19 protein-coding genes and 1 pseudogene are annotated in these 16,740 nt (G+C 65.9%); 8 read left to right on the forward strand and 12 right to left on the reverse strand.

Translation table 11 applies throughout. The annotated features are described in order from the left end of the window. Nucleotides 1-2: 2 nt before the first annotated feature. Together IPG97_08000 and IPG97_08005 are read right to left on the reverse strand one after the other, a co-directional pair. Nucleotides 3-788 carry an SDR family oxidoreductase gene (locus tag IPG97_08000; GenBank protein MBK6856475.1) on the reverse strand — a complete coding sequence of 262 codons (786 nt, stop codon included), beginning with the start codon at nucleotides 786-788 and terminating at the stop codon, nucleotides 3-5. A gap of 123 nt (nucleotides 789-911) precedes the next feature. Next, the gene (locus IPG97_08005; protein MBK6856476.1) at nucleotides 912-2,102 is read right to left on the reverse strand and encodes a hypothetical protein; all 1,191 of its coding nucleotides are present in this window, start codon (nucleotides 2,100-2,102) and stop codon (nucleotides 912-914) included. Nucleotides 2,103-2,266: 164 nt separating this feature from the next. On the opposite strand from IPG97_08005, the gene IPG97_08010 reads away from it, so the two are divergent. Further along, nucleotides 2,267-3,607, forward strand: a complete 1,341-nt coding sequence (locus IPG97_08010; protein ID MBK6856477.1) for a hypothetical protein — start codon at nucleotides 2,267-2,269, stop codon at nucleotides 3,605-3,607. 58 nt (nucleotides 3,608-3,665) lie between these two features. Here the strand turns inward: IPG97_08010 and IPG97_08015 are convergent, their stop codons facing one another. The 8 genes from IPG97_08015 to IPG97_08050 form a co-directional block, all read right to left on the reverse strand. Next, nucleotides 3,666-4,076, reverse strand: a complete 411-nt coding sequence (locus IPG97_08015) for a PIN domain-containing protein (protein MBK6856478.1) — start codon at nucleotides 4,074-4,076, stop codon at nucleotides 3,666-3,668. A 5-nt stretch (nucleotides 4,077-4,081) separates the two neighbouring features. After that, nucleotides 4,082-4,309, reverse strand: coding sequence for a hypothetical protein (locus IPG97_08020; protein MBK6856479.1), 228 nt, complete (start codon nucleotides 4,307-4,309; stop codon nucleotides 4,082-4,084). A gap of 116 nt (nucleotides 4,310-4,425) precedes the next feature. Beyond that, nucleotides 4,426-4,842, reverse strand: coding sequence for a PIN domain-containing protein (locus IPG97_08025; protein ID MBK6856480.1), 417 nt, complete (start codon nucleotides 4,840-4,842; stop codon nucleotides 4,426-4,428). A 15-nt stretch (nucleotides 4,843-4,857) separates the two neighbouring features. Continuing rightward, a complete protein-coding gene (locus IPG97_08030; protein ID MBK6856481.1) occupies nucleotides 4,858-5,148 on the reverse strand; it encodes a type II toxin-antitoxin system Phd/YefM family antitoxin in 291 nt (96 codons plus the stop codon). A 943-nt stretch (nucleotides 5,149-6,091) separates the two neighbouring features. Then, nucleotides 6,092-7,201, reverse strand: a complete 1,110-nt coding sequence (locus tag IPG97_08035) for an RHS repeat-associated core domain-containing protein (protein MBK6856482.1) — start codon at nucleotides 7,199-7,201, stop codon at nucleotides 6,092-6,094. A gap of 1,093 nt (nucleotides 7,202-8,294) precedes the next feature. Continuing rightward, the gene (locus tag IPG97_08040; protein ID MBK6856483.1) at nucleotides 8,295-8,990 is read right to left on the reverse strand and encodes an RHS repeat protein; all 696 of its coding nucleotides are present in this window, start codon (nucleotides 8,988-8,990) and stop codon (nucleotides 8,295-8,297) included. 40 nt (nucleotides 8,991-9,030) lie between these two features. After that, complete coding sequence (locus IPG97_08045) at nucleotides 9,031-9,783, reverse strand: RHS repeat protein (protein ID MBK6856484.1); 753 nt, start codon at nucleotides 9,781-9,783, stop codon at nucleotides 9,031-9,033. A 22-nt stretch (nucleotides 9,784-9,805) separates the two neighbouring features. Further along, nucleotides 9,806-10,111, reverse strand: coding sequence for an RHS repeat protein (locus IPG97_08050; GenBank protein MBK6856485.1), 306 nt, complete (start codon nucleotides 10,109-10,111; stop codon nucleotides 9,806-9,808). A 593-nt stretch (nucleotides 10,112-10,704) separates the two neighbouring features. Between IPG97_08050 and IPG97_08055 the strand changes: the two genes are divergently transcribed. Together IPG97_08055 and IPG97_08060 are read left to right on the forward strand one after the other, a co-directional pair. Beyond that, nucleotides 10,705-11,940, forward strand: coding sequence for a hypothetical protein (locus IPG97_08055; GenBank protein MBK6856486.1), 1,236 nt, complete (start codon nucleotides 10,705-10,707; stop codon nucleotides 11,938-11,940). Between the two features lie 28 nt (nucleotides 11,941-11,968). Further along, a complete protein-coding gene (locus tag IPG97_08060) occupies nucleotides 11,969-12,661 on the forward strand; it encodes a maleylpyruvate isomerase family mycothiol-dependent enzyme (GenBank protein MBK6856487.1) in 693 nt (230 codons plus the stop codon). A 16-nt stretch (nucleotides 12,662-12,677) separates the two neighbouring features. Here the strand turns inward: IPG97_08060 and IPG97_08065 are convergent, their stop codons facing one another. Continuing rightward, nucleotides 12,678-14,084 carry a magnesium chelatase gene (locus tag IPG97_08065; protein MBK6856488.1) on the reverse strand — a complete coding sequence of 469 codons (1,407 nt, stop codon included), beginning with the start codon at nucleotides 14,082-14,084 and terminating at the stop codon, nucleotides 12,678-12,680. Nucleotides 14,085-14,196: 112 nt separating this feature from the next. Here IPG97_08065 and IPG97_08070 point away from each other — a divergent pair, with 112 nt between their 5' ends. From IPG97_08070 to IPG97_08090, 5 genes and pseudogenes are all read left to right on the forward strand, one after another. After that, a complete protein-coding gene (locus tag IPG97_08070; GenBank protein MBK6856489.1) occupies nucleotides 14,197-14,436 on the forward strand; it encodes a hypothetical protein in 240 nt (79 codons plus the stop codon). 29 nt (nucleotides 14,437-14,465) lie between these two features. Next, a pseudogene (locus IPG97_08075) lies at nucleotides 14,466-14,939 on the forward strand (TlpA family protein disulfide reductase). Between the two features lie 90 nt (nucleotides 14,940-15,029). Beyond that, nucleotides 15,030-15,410, forward strand: coding sequence for a VOC family protein (locus IPG97_08080; GenBank protein ID MBK6856490.1), 381 nt, complete (start codon nucleotides 15,030-15,032; stop codon nucleotides 15,408-15,410). 48 nt (nucleotides 15,411-15,458) lie between these two features. Then, nucleotides 15,459-15,890, forward strand: coding sequence for a helix-turn-helix transcriptional regulator (locus tag IPG97_08085; protein ID MBK6856491.1), 432 nt, complete (start codon nucleotides 15,459-15,461; stop codon nucleotides 15,888-15,890). 19 nt (nucleotides 15,891-15,909) lie between these two features. Beyond that, nucleotides 15,910-16,320, forward strand: a complete 411-nt coding sequence (locus IPG97_08090; protein ID MBK6856492.1) for a VOC family protein — start codon at nucleotides 15,910-15,912, stop codon at nucleotides 16,318-16,320. Between the two features lie 31 nt (nucleotides 16,321-16,351). On the opposite strand, the gene IPG97_08095 is transcribed toward IPG97_08090, so the two are convergent. Continuing rightward, a complete protein-coding gene (locus IPG97_08095) occupies nucleotides 16,352-16,663 on the reverse strand; it encodes a hypothetical protein (GenBank protein ID MBK6856493.1) in 312 nt (103 codons plus the stop codon). Between the last annotated feature and the right edge of the window lie 77 nt (nucleotides 16,664-16,740).

Genomic DNA, 16,740 nt, shown 5'->3' on the forward strand with positions numbered 1-16,740 from the left:
GCTCAGCCGAAGAGCTTGGAGTAGTCGGCGCCGCGGCGAAGGTGGTGGCCACCGTCCACCGGGATCGACGTGCCGGTGATCCACGACGATTCGGGTCCGGCCAGGAAGCGAACGGCTTCGGCGATGTCACCGACGGTGCCGGCTCGGCCCAGCGGCATGTTCTCGATGTAGTCGTCCATGAGCGGACCGCCCGCGGTGATGAAGGCCATCAGCTCGTCGTCGACGATGCCGGGCTGGACGCTGTTGACCCTGATGCGGTCGTCACCCAGTTCCTCGGCGGCGTAGCGACAGGCGTGATCGATGCCCGCCTTCGACGCGCCATAGGCCCATAGGTGGCGGTGGGGGAAGCCGCCCGCACCCGATGAGATCGCCACCACCGAGCCGCCGCCGTTGGCCCGCATGGGACCCACGGCGTGTTTGATGCACAGGATGGTGCCCATCAGGTTGAGGTCGATGGTGGCTCGCACCGCAGCCTCGTCGGCGGACTCGAACGGTCCGATGTGCAGCGACCCCCCGGCGTTGGCGATGAGCACGTCGAGGGTTCCCTCTGGTCCGCAGGCGGCCGCCACCGCCGCCTGCACTTGGTCCTCGATGGTGACGTCGGCCGCAATGTGACGCACCTCGGCCCCGACCGCGGCCACTGCCGCGATCTGGGCGGTGGCCTCGACCAGGCGAGATTCGGTGCGCCCGCAGATGGTGACGGTGGCACCGTCGGCGGCGAGACGGCACGCCACCGCCAGCCCGATGCCGCTACCCCCGCCCGTCACCAGGGCGAAGCGACCACGCAGCGAGTGGGACGGCGTGGAGGGGCTGGTGGCGGTGTCGGTCACGTCCGCCAGGGTAGACAGTCCTTGACCGCCGGGTCCTCCGTCAAGGGCCTGTCAGCGCTGGCGCTGCGCCCGGTCGCCGTCTCAGTCGTCGCTACGTCGGTCTGTGACCCAGTCGAGGATCACGCCGTTGTAATCGGCGGGGACCCCCGGAGCGGTGTTGAGGAGCGCCGAGTTGGTGGCCACGTGCTTGTCGCAGACGTTGGTTCCCGAGTTGAGCCCGGGGTTGTCGACGCACAGCTCCAACGAATCGGATCGGCTGGTGGGGCCCTGGGCTTGGATGGCCATGCGCACCGGGCGGGCAGCACAGACGGCCGAACCGAGGGTAGGGGTCGTACCGTCGGGCAGCGGGCATGTCATGGGCAGGTAGGCACAGGTGTTGGTGTCTCCAGCGCTGTACACCTGCATCACCGGAACCTGGAGCCGACCATCGCTGATGAGCAGATGCGGTTGGTTGGCCGCATCTGCGATCTCGGGCAGGATCCGCTGCTGGAAGATGGCAGCACCCTCGGGGGTACGGGCACACGGTGACCCCATGGCCATCTGCTCGAGCTCGTAGCTCTGGTTCATCACGCCGGCATCGGCCACGAACGCGGTGGGCTCAATGCCCTGTTCCTGAAGGCCCCACGCAACGCTGTAGCTACCAGCCGACCCGGCGCTCCCCCCGTGGAGGAAGAAGTCGTCGGTCGGGTACTGGGCCATGACGAACTGGATCGCCGCTTTGGTGGCCAACATGCCGTTGGTCTTGGGGGTCTGGCCGTCGGTCAGGTTGGGGTTGTTGGGGTCGACGTTGTTGGCGCCGCTGTACATGTCGTGGCTGCACATCGACACCGCCAGCATCCGGTAGCCGTCAGACAGACCAGCCACCCGCCCTTCGAGGTTGGTGCTGGTGACGTCGGGACGGAGACGGCTGTAGGGCTCCTCGGACTTGTTCTTGACGCCGCCGGCCACGCTGCCATCGGGGTTGAAGTAGCCGACGCCGCCGCCATGCATACGAACCCACAGCGGGCGCGAGGCGTTGTCGTCCGAGCCGACCCGGCGGCCGACCACGAAGGTCTGGTAGCCCGAGACGGCGCACGGGTAGGCGAGGTTCCGGTAGTAGTCGAAGGTCCAGCCGTCCTCTTGGCGCGTCTCGATGAGGGTGATGGAACTGACGTCGCCGGGTGTGCTCAGACACCCCGACAGGACGCCGGCCAAGATGAGCACCGGCGCCAGGAGCAGGCCTCGCCGCCGGAGACGTGGGCTCGTCGTGAAGGTTCCCTTGGAGGTCAGCATCTGAGAAGTGATACCCGTCTCACCTGGCAGTTGGCTGTGAACCGGCTGAGACGTACCTGCCACCGTCGTGGCCCCGTCACGACTCGACCCCGACATACGATCTGGCTGCCGACAACCAATAAGGGTGGACCGTGGACGACGGCGGGACGATCCCGGAGAACTCGATGCCGTCACCCGTTTCCAGACCTGGGGCTCTGCCCGATCGACTGTGGGTTCCCGCCTTGGCCGGGTTCGGCCTGGCCCTGCTGTTCGCCATCGCCTTGGTGGTGCGGGCCGAGGGCGATGTCTCTTTGCTGGTTCACGCCGCCCCCCCGTGGACGGACCCAGCCACCGCCCGCTCGTCTCTGACCGTTCAAGACGACGACGACGGCTTCGACGGCCAGTTCTTCTATCGCCTCGGTGTGGCCCCCTGGACCACCGACGACTCGGTGGCCGGGGTCACCAACGACCTACCGGCGCTGCGCAACGCCCGCTGGGGTTACGGCGCCCTGGCTTGGGCGGCCAGCGGCGGCGACCCCGACCTGGTTCCGTGGTCGCTGGTGGCACTCAACGTGATGGCCGCCGGCGCCTTGGGCGCGGTCGGGGGCGGTCTGGCCCGCCATGCCGGGCGTCATGCCGGATGGGGCGTGTTGTTCGTGCTGTGGCCCGGTTTCGCCTATTCGCTGTCGCTCGACACGTCCGAACTGGTGGCCACCACCATGGCTCTGGGCGGACTGTTGGCGATACGCCACCAGCGATGGCTGGGGGCCGCCGGCCTTCTCGCCGCCGCGGTGCTCACCCGCGACACCACCCTGGTCATCCCGGCCGGGGTCCTGGCCGGGGGTTTTACCGGCGCTCTCCTGGCCCGCACTCCCAAGGCCACGACGGCCATCGAGGACGTCACGCCGCCATCGGCACCGATCGCCGATGGGGTGACGGAGCCGAGTACCGGACCGACGTCGGCCCTCTACGCAGCAGGCGCTGGCGGTATGGCCGTAGCCGCGTTCGTGGCGTGGCAGTTGGTGCAGCGGGCCCGGTTCGGTGAGCTGCCGTTGACGTCGTCAGGAGACAACAACCTGTCCAGCCCTTTCGGTGGGCTCGTCGAACAGTTGGGTGGGGTACTGCCGCCTTCGTCGGGTCCCGATGCCTTCCGTCTGCTTTCGATGATGGGCCTGATCGCCCTGATCGTGGCCGCCTCCGTGGTTGGACGTAGGTTCCGGACCGCCGTTTCCGGCCAGCTTCTCGACCGGTCGCACCGGTTCGGCGAGTTGGCCGCATGGTCGATGGCCGTGGGCGTGGTGGTGTGTCTCAACGCCTACCTGTGGTCAGGGGCCACGGCGTTCATGCGCGCCGGCACCGAGGCGGCAATGCTGTCGATCCTGATTGTGTTGGACGCACACGCACTGACCCTGACCTCAACCCGGTCACGACCACAGGGGCGAAGCCCCCTGCTGGTCATCGTCGCCGTCGGCCTGGCCGGACTCTGGCTACTCACAGCGTTCGCCCAGGTCGCCAAACTCGCCTGAGAAGGACCCAACCCATCTCCCGCAAGCGGCGACCAGGCACCCATTTGGAACTGGAAGGTCAGGGCAGCAGCGTGAAAGCGTCCACGTGGCGGGGTCGCACGACGTGGAAGTGACGGCGGTCGAGGGTGGCAATCTCGGTGGCCGAATGTCGCTCGGCGAGCGCGATGACCGACGCGTCGGTGCCTCCGAGTGGCAGGTCGCGGTAGAGGCCGACGAGCTCATGGACGCGCTGCCAGTCGGTGTGGACGAGTTCTTCAACGCTGAACAGGTCGGCGGCGATATCGGCATAGAGCGCTAGTTCAGCGTTGACTCCGACTTGGCGGTGCAGCAGATAGGCCGCTTCTGCGATCACGAGGCCAGTGGTGAGCAACGGGCCCGCCGCTGTGGCGAGAAGTTCGAGACACGCGTCGTGGTCGGGGTCACTGCGATCACCGAGAGCAACCAGCGGACCGGTGTCGACAATCAACACAATGTTCAGTCGCTGCCGAAGCCTTCGGCGAGCATCTCATCGGCGTCGCGCGCGAACCGGGTGCCGTCGGACGCGCCGATCCCGGCGAGCGCAAAGTTCCGTCGCGGCCGAGAGGCCCGCACATGCTCGTTCAGCGACTCGGCGATCAACGCTTCGATCGTGACTCCGCGACGCTTGGATTCGGCCCGCAACACCGCGAGCAGCTCCTCAGACAGCTCCACGGTCACAGACATGGCTGCCAGTCTAGAACCACCCAGGGTGCATCCCGCGGGTGTACCCCGCGGGATCACCGCAATCGAGGTAGGGCGTTTCAGCAGCCGACCAGCGCGACACCACAGGTCGGTGGACCTCATGGGAGATCCTCGGGGGTCACGATGTCGATCTCGGTGATTGCCTTGGGGAAGTCTCGGGTGTTGTTGGTGATGAAGCGGTCCGCTCCGGCCACAACGGCCGTGGCCAGGTGCACGGCGTCGGCCGCCCTGAGCCGGTGGCGGGCGCCCAGGGCTGTGGCCAACTCCGCGATCTCCATGTCTACGGGCAGAAGGTCCAACCGAGCGAGAAACCCAGCCAACGCGGTGACCTCGTCATCAGCGTTCTCGCGACGTGGCTTCGCCAACACCTCGGGCAAGAGCAGAACCGAACCGATCCCTACCGTGGCGGTACCGGCGCCGGAGGCGGCAGGAGCGAAGAGACGGCGCACCGGATCCCCAACTGGATGATCCCGGACTGCGGCGTAGATCAGAACATCAGCGTCGAATGCGTCCACGAGCCGGGTGCGGTTTCAGCGATCTTGTCGGCCGGCGCGCACTTCGGCCACGAGCTCGTCGGCACGCCCCGGTGTCACCCCTGCGCCGGCGGAGAGAGGCTGCGAACGAGCAGACACGAGTAGTGCCCGGATCTCTGCCGCTTCGGACAGGGCGGCCTCGGCACGCCGACTGCGGAGCCGATCGGGCCGCACCAGTACCGCTACCGGCCGGCCATGGCGGGTCAGCGTCACCTCTTCCCCGCGTTCGACCGCGTCGATCAGCCTGGGCAGTTCAGCCCGGGCAGCGCTCACGTTGACAGCGGCCATGATCTGATTGTACCACCATGTACACCTCTGCACATTTCGAGCACTGGTCTCACGCAGTTGTTCGACGAACCGACCGACTACCTCGTTCTAGCGAGCGTTCGACACCTCACGTCGGCATTGCGCACCTACGAGGGCGCACTTCTAATCGGCTCCTCAGTGGATCTGGCCTCCTCCTAGGAAACCGAGATCTCGAGCAAGATGCAAGACATCTTCAGCATCTGCCCGACTCGATTTGCGGACCGACAGGCCTACAACCTGACCCGATGCAAGACTTAGGCGGAGGACGTAATCAGTTCTGAGGAACCAACGAGATCGGCCAAAATCCATTGAGCTAATTTCCGACCACTTCCATCGTCGTCGGAACGGCCAGCACCGACGGATTCCTTCCTCGTCAAAGACGAACGATACAGCCTTAGCACCTGTCAGAAATAGGGAAAGCGAAAATGCGACCATTGCGATGCCAACCATTCCTTCTGAGAGAAACGCTGGCAGTAATGGAACAATCATCACCACGGCCCCAAACATCATTCCACCAAACTCATTCGATCTCACCATTGCCGCGCCTGCAGAACGACATTTACTCACTATTGGGACACCCTGCAGCAAGGCCCACCCGGGAGGCGAAATTAACCAAGAGAAGATCACATCCTCACTTAGACCTGAAACGCCAAAGCGCTGTTGCTAGCCAAAGGCCACTCACGACTGCCCCACACGCATACAGTAGCGCCATCAGGCGACGGCTCCACCTGAGGTATTGACGCTTGCTCAGTCGGCAACGCATCGGGATCCGCAGCCGATCGTTGTTCCTCTGGATCATGTCGTACCGCAACTCCACCCCGGATGCCAGGAACCGGTTGAAGGCCCGATCGCTTAGGCACCCAACTGTTAGCAATACCATAAAGATCAGACACATGGTCGCTGCAATCACCTCGTCCATCAACGGCTACCATCGAAGGGGTGATGGAAGGCGAAACCATCGAAACGTTCGACCAAGAAGACCGGAGGCGCCCTCCAAGCCTAGCCCTAGTTCCTCCGCTATCTGACCTGATTGGGATATCGTAACTCCACCCTGTAGCACCTTGACACTACCGCCAGCTGAGACGAAATTGCCTTCTACAAAAGCGTTAACCTCATCTCGACAGGGGGCCTTACCAGTCGAAATCCACCCTGCCCGCACAGCCCCGGACCAGCCAGCGGTACCAACTCCTACCTCGGGACCGATGAAGACGTCACCATAGCGGGTTATAACGATATTCAGTCCACCGCCCGGCCCCGCGAGGATGTTACCAATAGGAACGAACTTTCCAAGATCGATTGTAATGTAATCTGGGAGTCGATTTGGCCCTGGCAATGCAACCTTCGACGCGCAGTCGATAACACTGCCGAGCACATCGCCCCAGTCTTTCGGATTGCCGCAGTCGCTCAGCCCGCTCGGATCCGCTCGGTTTGCTGGGTTTCCACCGACGTATCCGTAGGGTTCTTCGGTTAAGGCGACGAGCGGATCTTGGGTTGTGAATTGGCCTGTTGTGGGATCGTAGTGGCGGGCTCTTAGGTAGATGTAGCCGGTTTCGGGGTCGTGGTATTGGCTGGTGTATCCGGCTAAGGGTTGTTCGAGCCACCAGTTTGTGTTTGCGGTGATTTCACCGTGGGCGTTGTAGGTGATGGTGTTGCGGGTGGTTCCGTTGGGGTTGGTGGTGAGTCTGGTGGAGCCTTGGTGGTCTTGGTGGAAGTATTGGACGTCGCCGGTGGTGTTGATCTGATAGATCGGTGTCCCGCCCGGCCCGTAGATCACATACGCGCTCTGTGCGCCTTGATGCTCTGCGAGCAGCAACGGCAAGCCGCCGCTGGCGGTCCAGGTGTGTTCTTTACGCCACTCGGCACCGGTGCCAGCGGTGTCGTCGAGTTGTTTGGCGGTGCGCATGCCGGTGGTGTCGTATTCGTAACGCCACGTCCTGGTCGGCGCCTTGAACACGCCGATCACATCGACCGCCACGTCAGTTTGGGTCCATGATCCGATCGTGAACGTCCCGGTGTCGGTGAGCGGGATGATCATGGTGGTCGACGCGGGGGGGGGGGGGCCCGGGGGGGGGGGGGGGGGGGGGGGGGGGGGGGGGGGGGGGGGGCCGGGGGGGGGGGGGCGGGGGGGGGGGGGGGGGGGGGGGGGGGGGGGGGGGGGGGGGGGGGGGGGGGGGGGGGGGGGGGGGGGGGGGGGGGGGGGGGGGGCGGGGGGGGGGGGGGGGGGGGGGGGGGGGGGGGTTGGGCGGGGTCGAACACCACGATCCCGCCACCCAAGTCGGCTTCGGTGGTCCCAACCCCGAGGACTCCGGTGCCGGTCGGGTCGATAGCGGTGACCGAAACCATGACCGCCATGATCTCACCCGACAGCCCCGCCTGTCCGGTGGCCGCGACTTCGACCGGTGTGTTCGACTGGAGCGTGTCACACGGGTTGTTGTCGCATATGCCGGTGCCGTTGGCGGTGTCGACGAGACGGGTGGGGGCTTCGAGTAGATCCAGTCCGAGTCCGGTGTCGTTTCCGGTGGGGATCTTCCAATAGCCCGTCACCGCGACCCTGATGTTGGTGGGGCCGGCGGTGTGGAGGGTGATGGTGCCGTCAGGGTTCAACGGCACGGTGAACACCCCAGCGGCACCGACACTGCCTGTTTCCCACGCCAACTCTCCCGCCGATGCGGTCGCGTTGGGCGCGACCCTGACGTGGCCACCAGACGCGTTCTGGGCCAGGATCGACACGGTGACCGCGTTCACCCCGGAAGCGGGGATCCCGCCTCGGCCAGCGGTGGCGATGTCGGTTTCACCCGCCGGGAGAGTTCCGCACGGTGAGCCGTCACACACACCTGTTCCTGACGTGGATTCGGCGGTGACTGCGGGGGTGAGCGGCCAGTAGTTCAGGGCCGGCACCCACGGGGACGGGGCCCGGAAATACCCGACCACATCGACCGACACATCCACCCCCACGCCGCTGGCCATGGTGATCGTCCCGTTCGCTGCGACCTTCGCGGTCACGGTCTGAGCCGACGTTTGTCCGGCGTTGAGTGGGAGTGTCCCGGCGGCGGCGTCACCAGCGGGGTTCACCTCCAACCAGCCATCCGATGTGGTGCCTGACGCGATGATCGACACCACCACCACCGTCACCCCGTGGCGGGGACACCACCCACACCGGTGACCTGGACTGCGACGGGGTCATCGGCGGCGAAGCGGGCACACGGGGCACCGTCACACGTTCCGCTGCCGGTGGTGGTGTCGACGATGCGAGACGCGGGGACGGGGACGTATTGGCGGGCGGTGTCGTCTTGCCACGTCGTCGGCAACACCGTGCTGGTCATGCGGTTCTCGGCATCAAACCCATACGTTGCGGTCGTACCCGACGGGTAAGTCATCGAGGTCCGGTTCCCGCGGGCGTCATAGCCATAGGTAGTCGCGTCAGCGGGTGGGGTCCCACAATCACCGCCGGGAGCGGTCTGCGATGTCCAACACAAGCGTTGGGCGGGGTCGAACACCTGCAACACACCATCCGCGTCGACCAGGTTCGTGGCCGCATCAAACCCGAAACCCTCCGTCCCCGTCGCTGTCAGCCGGTCCCGGTCGTCATAGGACCACGACTGATTCTGGCCTGCCACGGCCCCGGAGCCGGTGACGGTGGTGACCTGGCCCTTCAAGTCACGGGGCCCATAGGAGAGTGCTCCGAGCACGGTGGAGCCGCGGTTCCATGTGACGCCGACCATCCGATCAGCGCGGTCAAAGCTGTAGACGTCAAGGTTCTGTGAGGACACCGGGAACACCGTCTCGGACCAGTTGCTGTTCTGGTCATAGCCGAACGTGGTCAACCGCCCGGTCCAATCCTTGACCGACTCCAACCGTCCCGCATCATCGAATTCTCTTGGTCACCGGTGTGGACTGGCCGGGGTAACCAATCGACGTCAGGTTTCCGCTGTCGTCCCAGCCATAACCCGTGGAACGACCATTCACATCGGTGTGGGACTTCAACCTGGACCGCTGATCCCACACCCACATCTCAGTATCACCGCCCCGCGACGCGTGAGTACGGCGGCCGACAGCGTCATAGGTGATGGTGGTGATGTCGGGGGTGGCCGGGTCGGCGTAGTCGACACCGGTCGGACGGCCCGCAAGGTCATACGCGTAGGTGACACAGCCGGTCTTGGGTGAGGAAGCGCAGTTGCCGCCCGGCTGGGTCACCGACCCCAGGCGGCCCTCACCGTTCCACGTGTAGCCCGTGGTCGCGTTGACCGGGTCGGTCACCGACTCGAGGCGACCAAGCCCGTCATAGCCATAGACCCATTGGCCGTTCAGTTCGTTCACGAACCTGGTTCGGCGTCCGTCAGGGTCATACTCGTAGGTACGTGCCCCCGGCCCGGGCGGATCCACCACCTCGAGACGATCCACCACGTCATACCCATAGGTCGTGACATCGCCTGTGGTGACCGCAGCTGACAACCCGGTCTCCACCCGGTTCATGTTCCCGTTCAGGTCGTAACCGGTCTTCACCCGGTTCCCCAACGGGTCGGTCTCCTCGACCACCCGACCGAACGCATCAGACACCAACCTGGTTTTCCACAGGTCAGGGTCAGCGCCGACCAGGTTGCCTTTCGGGGAAACCACCCACTCCAAACGCCCGATCGGGTCAGCAGCCCATCGACGTCTTGTTCCCCAACGGGTCCGTCACCGACACCATGTCCCCAGTTCCGGGATCATAGGAATACGCCCAGTGCTGGCTACGACCGTCGATCACCTCCACCAGATCATCACGGTGCACCGGGTCATACACCAACGTCGTCGACGCCTCATCAGACGTGCCCGCCGCGTCGACCACCGTCTCGGGCATCCCATCAGCGTTGTAGCCAACCGTGGAGGTCACCACATTCGCAGTCGACGCTGGCAACGGGGCCGCGGTCTCACCCACCGACACCGACGTCACCTGATCAAACAAGTTGTAGGTCCAACGCGTGACCCGCCCCGACGCATCTGGAAATTGGCCCTCCCAGCCCGCTTCATCCTCAACGTCGACCGACCCGGAACCCAAACCCTCACAAAGGCAACGGTCGGATCACCAGAATGCACGAACGTCGCCGTCTGCCGCGACGTACACCACGACCTCGGAGCCGACCCCGCATCATCCCCCGCCTCAACCGGGACCAACGGCGTATCAACCGTCAACGAATCAGGATCACCCCAGGGAGGCGGACCCTCCACCCCAGCCACCGGACTGGCCAACACCAGCCCACCAATCAACAAACAGAGAGAGAGAGAGAGAGACCACCGACACCCGACCAAACCCTGAACCCGTCATAACCGGGATTATCGGCTCCCCTCCGCGGAACTTGAGCCGTCTAGCCGGGGGCTGGGGGCTGTGGGGGCGCGGGTCTACGCGGTCACAGGCAAACTCGGCAAAGACGAGGTGGCGCAGTTGCTCACGGTCATCGCCGGGTCGCCGGGGTCGGCGAAGTCGGATCCGACGGGCATCGGGGGGGCTGGGAGAGGGTGGCCCCCTGCTGCGGGGGACGGTTCGTAGACTCGGGCGCCGTGCTGGAACGGCTGGGGGTGATCGACAACCGAAGCCGTCGCTGGATCGCCGCCGGGCTGGGCGTGGTGCTGGTCACGGCGCCGTTGTGGGGTTCGGGGCCGGGCAACGACCTCGACGTGGCCAACGTGTTCCGGTCGGGCCGATCAATCGCCCGCCACGGCACCTACCGGCCGAGCCGAGCCCCGGGGGCACCCGTACACGAGGCGCTGGTCGGCGTGGCTGACCTGGTGGGCGGCACCGTGCTCACCAATCTGGTTTCACTGGTGGCGGCCGGGTTCTTGTTGTGGGGTCTCGACCGGTTGCTGCGCCGAGAAGGCGCGGGGCCCGGGGCCCGGTGGGCGGTGGGCCTGGTGGCGGCCAATCCTTGGTTCGTGGTTGCGGCCACGTCCTCCACCGACTACGTCCTGGCGCTCGCCCTGACCGTCGGGGCGGCCAACGCTCTCCGAGAAGGAAGGGCCGGATGGGCTGGAATCCTGGCGGCCCTGGCCATGGGCACGCGCGTCGGATCGGTCACCCTGGTCGCCGCGGCCCTTGTCGCCCACGCCACCGAACCGGTCCCCGACCCCACTCGCCGCAGCGGCGACCAAACCAGGTCGGAGGTGGGGACCCGGCGACGAGACCTTGCAGCCACCGCCCTGACGGCCGTGCTTGGAGTCGTGGTGTTGTTCGTGCCGTCGGCAATCCAGGCTGGGGGACTGGCCTTTGCCGAGAACGACTTCTCCACCTCGTCACTGACCGTGCAGATCGGACGCGCCGCGGTCAAGGACCTGACGTTGCTGGGGGTGATCGGGTCGGTGTTGGCGCTGGCCACCCTTCCGGCCGTGATCAAAGCGCTGGGCCGGTGGCGGACGTCGTGGCTGGTCCGCTTCTCCGGGCTCGGCCTCGTCTTGTCCCAGCTCCTGTTCATCCGGTTCCCGTGGAAGCTCCCCCACCTGCTGCCGACGCTGATCTGCGGAGCGATCCTGTTGGCCACCGCGCTCGGACATCGGGCCCGTCCCACCCTCTTGATGGCACTGGTTGCGGTTCAGATCCTCTACGGGGTGGTGCAGGTCGACGTGATTCGACCCGACGACCCCGATCAGGCCACCGGTGCCACCTTCGTCCTGGACGTGAGCTGGGGCCCGGTGATCACCGACCTCCGATGCCGCCGCCAACACCCCGACCCGCACCTCGGACGCCAGAAGGTCGAGGTGGAGGCGGCATGGAACTGTTCCCAGCCCTTCGGTGCCCAGTGACGGTTCGTCACCGTTAGTCTCCGGCCCCATGACTCTGGGGACCGACACCATCGACTACGCCGCCATCTACCGGGGAGTGCGCCAACGCGTATCGGACCTGGTGCGGGACCTTCCCGCCGTCGACCTGGCCCGAGAGGTGCCGGCCACGCCCGGATGGTCGGTGCGAGACGTGGTGGCCCACCTGGCCGGGGTCACGGCCGACAGCGTGGAAGGCAACACCGAGGGCTTGGCCTCAGACGCCTGGACCGCCGCTCAGGTTGACGCTCGACGGGGCCGGTCCATCGCCGAGCTGTTGGAGGAGTGGGACCGGTGCTCGGCGCTGGTCGAGCCCGCCATCACCGACCTGCCGGGCCTGATCCGGATCATGTTGTTGACCGACGCCGCCAACCACGAGCACGACATCCGGGGAGCCCTCGGCCAGGCCGGGGCCCGCGACTCCGACGTGATCAACTTCGCCTTCAACGGAGTCGCTCCCGCCCTGGGTGCCCAGCAGGGCGAGCTCGGGGCGCTGCGAATCGTCCACGACTCCGGCGAGATGGTGATCGGCGAAGGTGATCCCACCGAGACTCTGACCACAACCCGATTCGAGATCGTGCGGGCCGCGGTCGGTCGACGCTCCCCCGACCAGATCGCGGCTTGGGACTGGTCCGGCCAGCCCCGTCCCGCGGTGATGGTGTTCTCGATGTTCGCTCCGGGCCGAAGCGAACCCTTGGTCGAATAGATCGAGGCGGAGCGCCTCAGCGCGAGTGGTAGGTGGAGCGGGTGCCGGTGTGGTCGGAGTCCTTGTTGAGGCGCTTGGACAGGTGCAGACCTTCGAGCACCAACTCCACAGCGCTGGCCACCACCGCAGGACGTTCGTCGTCTCCGACAAGGGCGATCACCGCATCGCGCAGAGCAGGGATCTCGGTGGCCAAGGCCACGTCATCTCGGGCGGCCACATCCTCTCCGGCGTGTACGACTCGACCGTCGTCGAACGCCTCGATCACCTCACGGAGGCGAGCGATGTCGAGTCGGTCCCGGAACACGGTGAGCACGGACTGACGGAGGAGGCGATCCAACACCTCGCCCCCGTCGTCGTCGAGGGTGTCCAACTCGACCTTGCCCGACGTGGAAGCCACCAGGGCTTCGAGGTCGCTGACCCGGGGAACCACCTCGGTCTCTCCTGCCCTCAACGCCCGGCGGGCGGCGTTGGCCACCATGGTCTCGGCGTTGGCCACCGTCAGCCGAACCGACACGCCCGAGCGCTGGTTGATGTGGGTGCTCTGGCGGGCCAACTGGGAGAAGGTGGCCACCACCTCGGCCATGAACGCCGGCACCGCGACCTCCAGCCCGTCACCGTGGACCAGCGCCGCCTCCTGGTCGACGATGGCCATCTCGGTGGCCACATCCAGCGGGTAGTGGGTTCGGATCTGGGCCCCGAACCGGTCCTTCAGTGGGGTGATGAGCCGACCGCGGTTGGTGTAGTCCTCGGGGTTGGCCGACGCGAACAGCACCACGTCGAGCGGGAGGCGAACCTTGAACCCCCGGATCTGGACGTCTCGCTCCTCGAGCACGTTGAGTAGACCGACCTGGATCCTCTCGGCCAGATCGGGCAGCTCGTTCATGGCGAAGATGCCCCGGTTGGTCCGGGGAACCAGCCCGTAGTGCAAGGTGAGCTCGTCTGACAGGTATCGGCCTTCGGCCACCTTGATGGGGTCCACCTCGCCGATCAGGTCGGCGATCGAGGTGTCGGGGGTGGCCAGCTTCTCGCCGTAGCGGGTGTCTCGATGTACCCAGGTGACCGGGGTGTCGTCACCTTTCTCTGCGATCAACTCGCGGGCGTGGTGGGAGACCGGGTGGTAGGGGTCGTCGTTGATCTCGGTTCCGGCCACGATGGGAAGCCACTCGTCGAGCAGACCGGTGAGGGAGCGGATCATGCGGGTCTTGGCCTGCCCGCGCTCCCCCAAGAAGATCACGTCGTGGCCAGCCAGGATGGCGTTCTCCAACTGGGGCATGACCGTGTGTTCGTAGCCGAGCACGGCATCCACCAGCGGCTCGCCGGCGCGGATCCGGGCCACGGCGTTGCGGCGGATCTCCTCTTTGACCGGGACCGACTCCCATCCGGAATCACGGAGCTGACCGAGGTTGGCGGGGCGACTCGACATGGCGTGGACGCTACCGCTGCCACATCGGATCCGGCCGCGCCAACCGCCCCGGAGCGGTAGGTCACCCTGAAACGAGGTTCGTTCGAGCTCCTTTGATGCGATGCTGGGGGGAGTGCAACTGACGGTGACCATCAGGGATGACCTGTACCAACAGATCCAGCGTCGAGCATGCGAGGAGCGCCGCCCGGTGGCGGATGTCGTTAACGATGTGGTCGAGGCCGGGATCGCCTCCTACACCAGACGCTGGCAGCGAACGCTCGGCGCTTTCCAAGGTCAGATCACGGTGAGCAACGATTTCGACAATGAGCTAGCCGATTTCGGCGATGCGACGGCCGAACAGGTCAGCCCTTGAGCCGGGAGGTTCGCGGCCCAAGCGAACGGTTGCTGCCCGAGTTGGCGGTATCGCAGTGGTTCAACGTGGCCAATCCACCCACGACTGCCGCCCTGCGCGGGCAGGTGGTTGTCATCGAGGCGTTCCAGATGCTGTGTCCGGGCTGTGTCACCAACGGGCTCCCCAAGCCCAGCGGGTGGCCGCCACCTTCGGCTCAGATGTCGTGGTGCTCGGCCTTCACACGGTCTTCGAGCACCACGAGCAATGACCCCGGTGTCGCTCGAAGCGTTCCTTCACGAGTACCGGATCACGTTCCCCGTCGGGTGGACCTACCCGCTACCGAGGGACAGATCCCGGTCACGATGCGCCGCCTGGGGCTGAGAGGCACACCCACCATGTTGCTCGTGGACCGGGCCGGACGTATTCGGGCCGAAGTATTCGGCCACGCCGATGACCTGGCTCTGGGAGCCCAGATCGCTCGCCTGATCGACGAACCCGTTCTGACGGACGGCGAGAAGCGGTAGCCGCCACCGGCGAGGTTCCGGTGGACGGGCAGACGCCAGACCCTGGGTCTAGGTTTCGGCTCCGTCCCCCAACGATCGCGAGGAGAGACCATGTCCGGCAAGGTTGTTCATTTCGAGGTTCCCTACGACGACGCTGATCGGGCCCGCTTCTTCTATCGAGACGTGTTCGGGTGGGACATTCAGCCCGTCCCCGAGTTTGACTACAACTTCGTCCAGACCGGACCGGTAGGCGGGGACGGGATGCCAACCGACCGCGGCTACATCGGCGGCGGCATGTTCAGCCGCCAGGAACCGGTCGGGCGACCCGTCATCACCATCGAGGTCGACGACATGAGCGCGGCGCTGGAGTCGGTCGCCGCCCATGGCGGAAGCGCCGTAGGCGTGCCAAACCAGGTGGGAGAGAAGGGAATCGCCGCCTACTTCTTGGACTCGGAAGGCAATCTCATGGGTCTCTGGCAGACACTCCGCTAACTGCTGCCGAACCCGAAACGTGCTCGACCGACCGAAGAGAATCAGCAAATGCCGACGCAACCCGACCAGGAGCGAGTGGCCGATCTCGTCCGGTTGCGCCGGGTACGTGATCGAATGGATCGGGAGTACGCCAAGCCGCTGAACGTCGAGTCGCTCGCCCGTGACGCCCTGATGTCTCCGGGGCATTTCAGTCGCCAGTTCAAGGCCGCCTATGGCGAATCGCCCTACAGCTACCTCATGACCCGTCGAATCGAGCGGGCGATGGACCTGCTCCGTCGAGATGAGATGAGCGTGACCGAAGTGTGCTTCGCCGTCGGGTGTTCATCGCTAGGCACGTTCAGTACCCGCTTCACCGAACTCGTCGGAATGACACCCAGCATCTACCGGAAGACGGCGACAACTGCGACCGAGGGGATGGTGCCCTGCGTCGCCAAGCAGGTCACCCGACCGATCAGGAATCGAGAAGCCAACGGCGACTAGTCCTCTTAGGGTCGAACCCATGGACATCACCATTCACTCCAGCATCCTCCAACACAACGACGCCGACGCGGCCCTGGCCTTCTACCGGGACGCACTCGGGTTCGAGCTTCGCAACGACGTCGGATACAACGGCATGCGCTGGCTGACCGTCGGTCCGCCCGATCAGCCCGAGACCTCGGTCGTCCTCAGCCCGGTCGACGCGTACCCCGGCCTCACCGAGGACGAGCGCCGCACCGTGGTGGAAATGATGGCCAAGGGGACCCACGGCATGCTGCTCCTGGCCACCGATGATCTCGAGGCCACCTTCGACCGCATCCAGGCCGCCGACGTCGAGATCATCGAGGAGCCGACCGACCAGCCCTACGGCATCCGGGACTGCTCGGTGCGCGACCCCGCCGGCAACATGATCAAGATCCAACAGCGGTCCTGACCACTCCGCGCCGAGGTCTCGCCGCAAGGCATCAGGCGGCATCCACCTGGGCGTGGACGACCGCTTCCCACAGGTGGGTACGAACCCGGGTGGCCTCGGCACCGGTCAGGTCGTTGGCGATCACGATGCCCTCGATCAGGTCGGCCACCACTGCCTGATGGGGCCGCCCCTTGACGACCACCGCCACCGTGGCCGAGCCATCAGCGGCGTGACGGACCGTGCGTTCCGCCCCGGGGACCCGGGGCGGAGTCCGAAACCCTGGGACCACGAGGCGGCGAGACCGGGCGGCTTGGGCGAGGGTGCGGACCGTGGTGGCGAACCGGAGTGAGGACGACTGCTCCATGCCGTCATCATCCCGATGCCCAGTGACAACAAGGCCGATCAGGTCCCGCCGCAACCAGATCACCGCCACGACGTCCC

It is taken from the genome of Microthrixaceae bacterium (assembly GCA_016702505.1).
In the GTDB taxonomy this organism is placed as follows: Bacteria; Actinomycetota; Acidimicrobiia; order Acidimicrobiales; family Iamiaceae; genus Aquihabitans.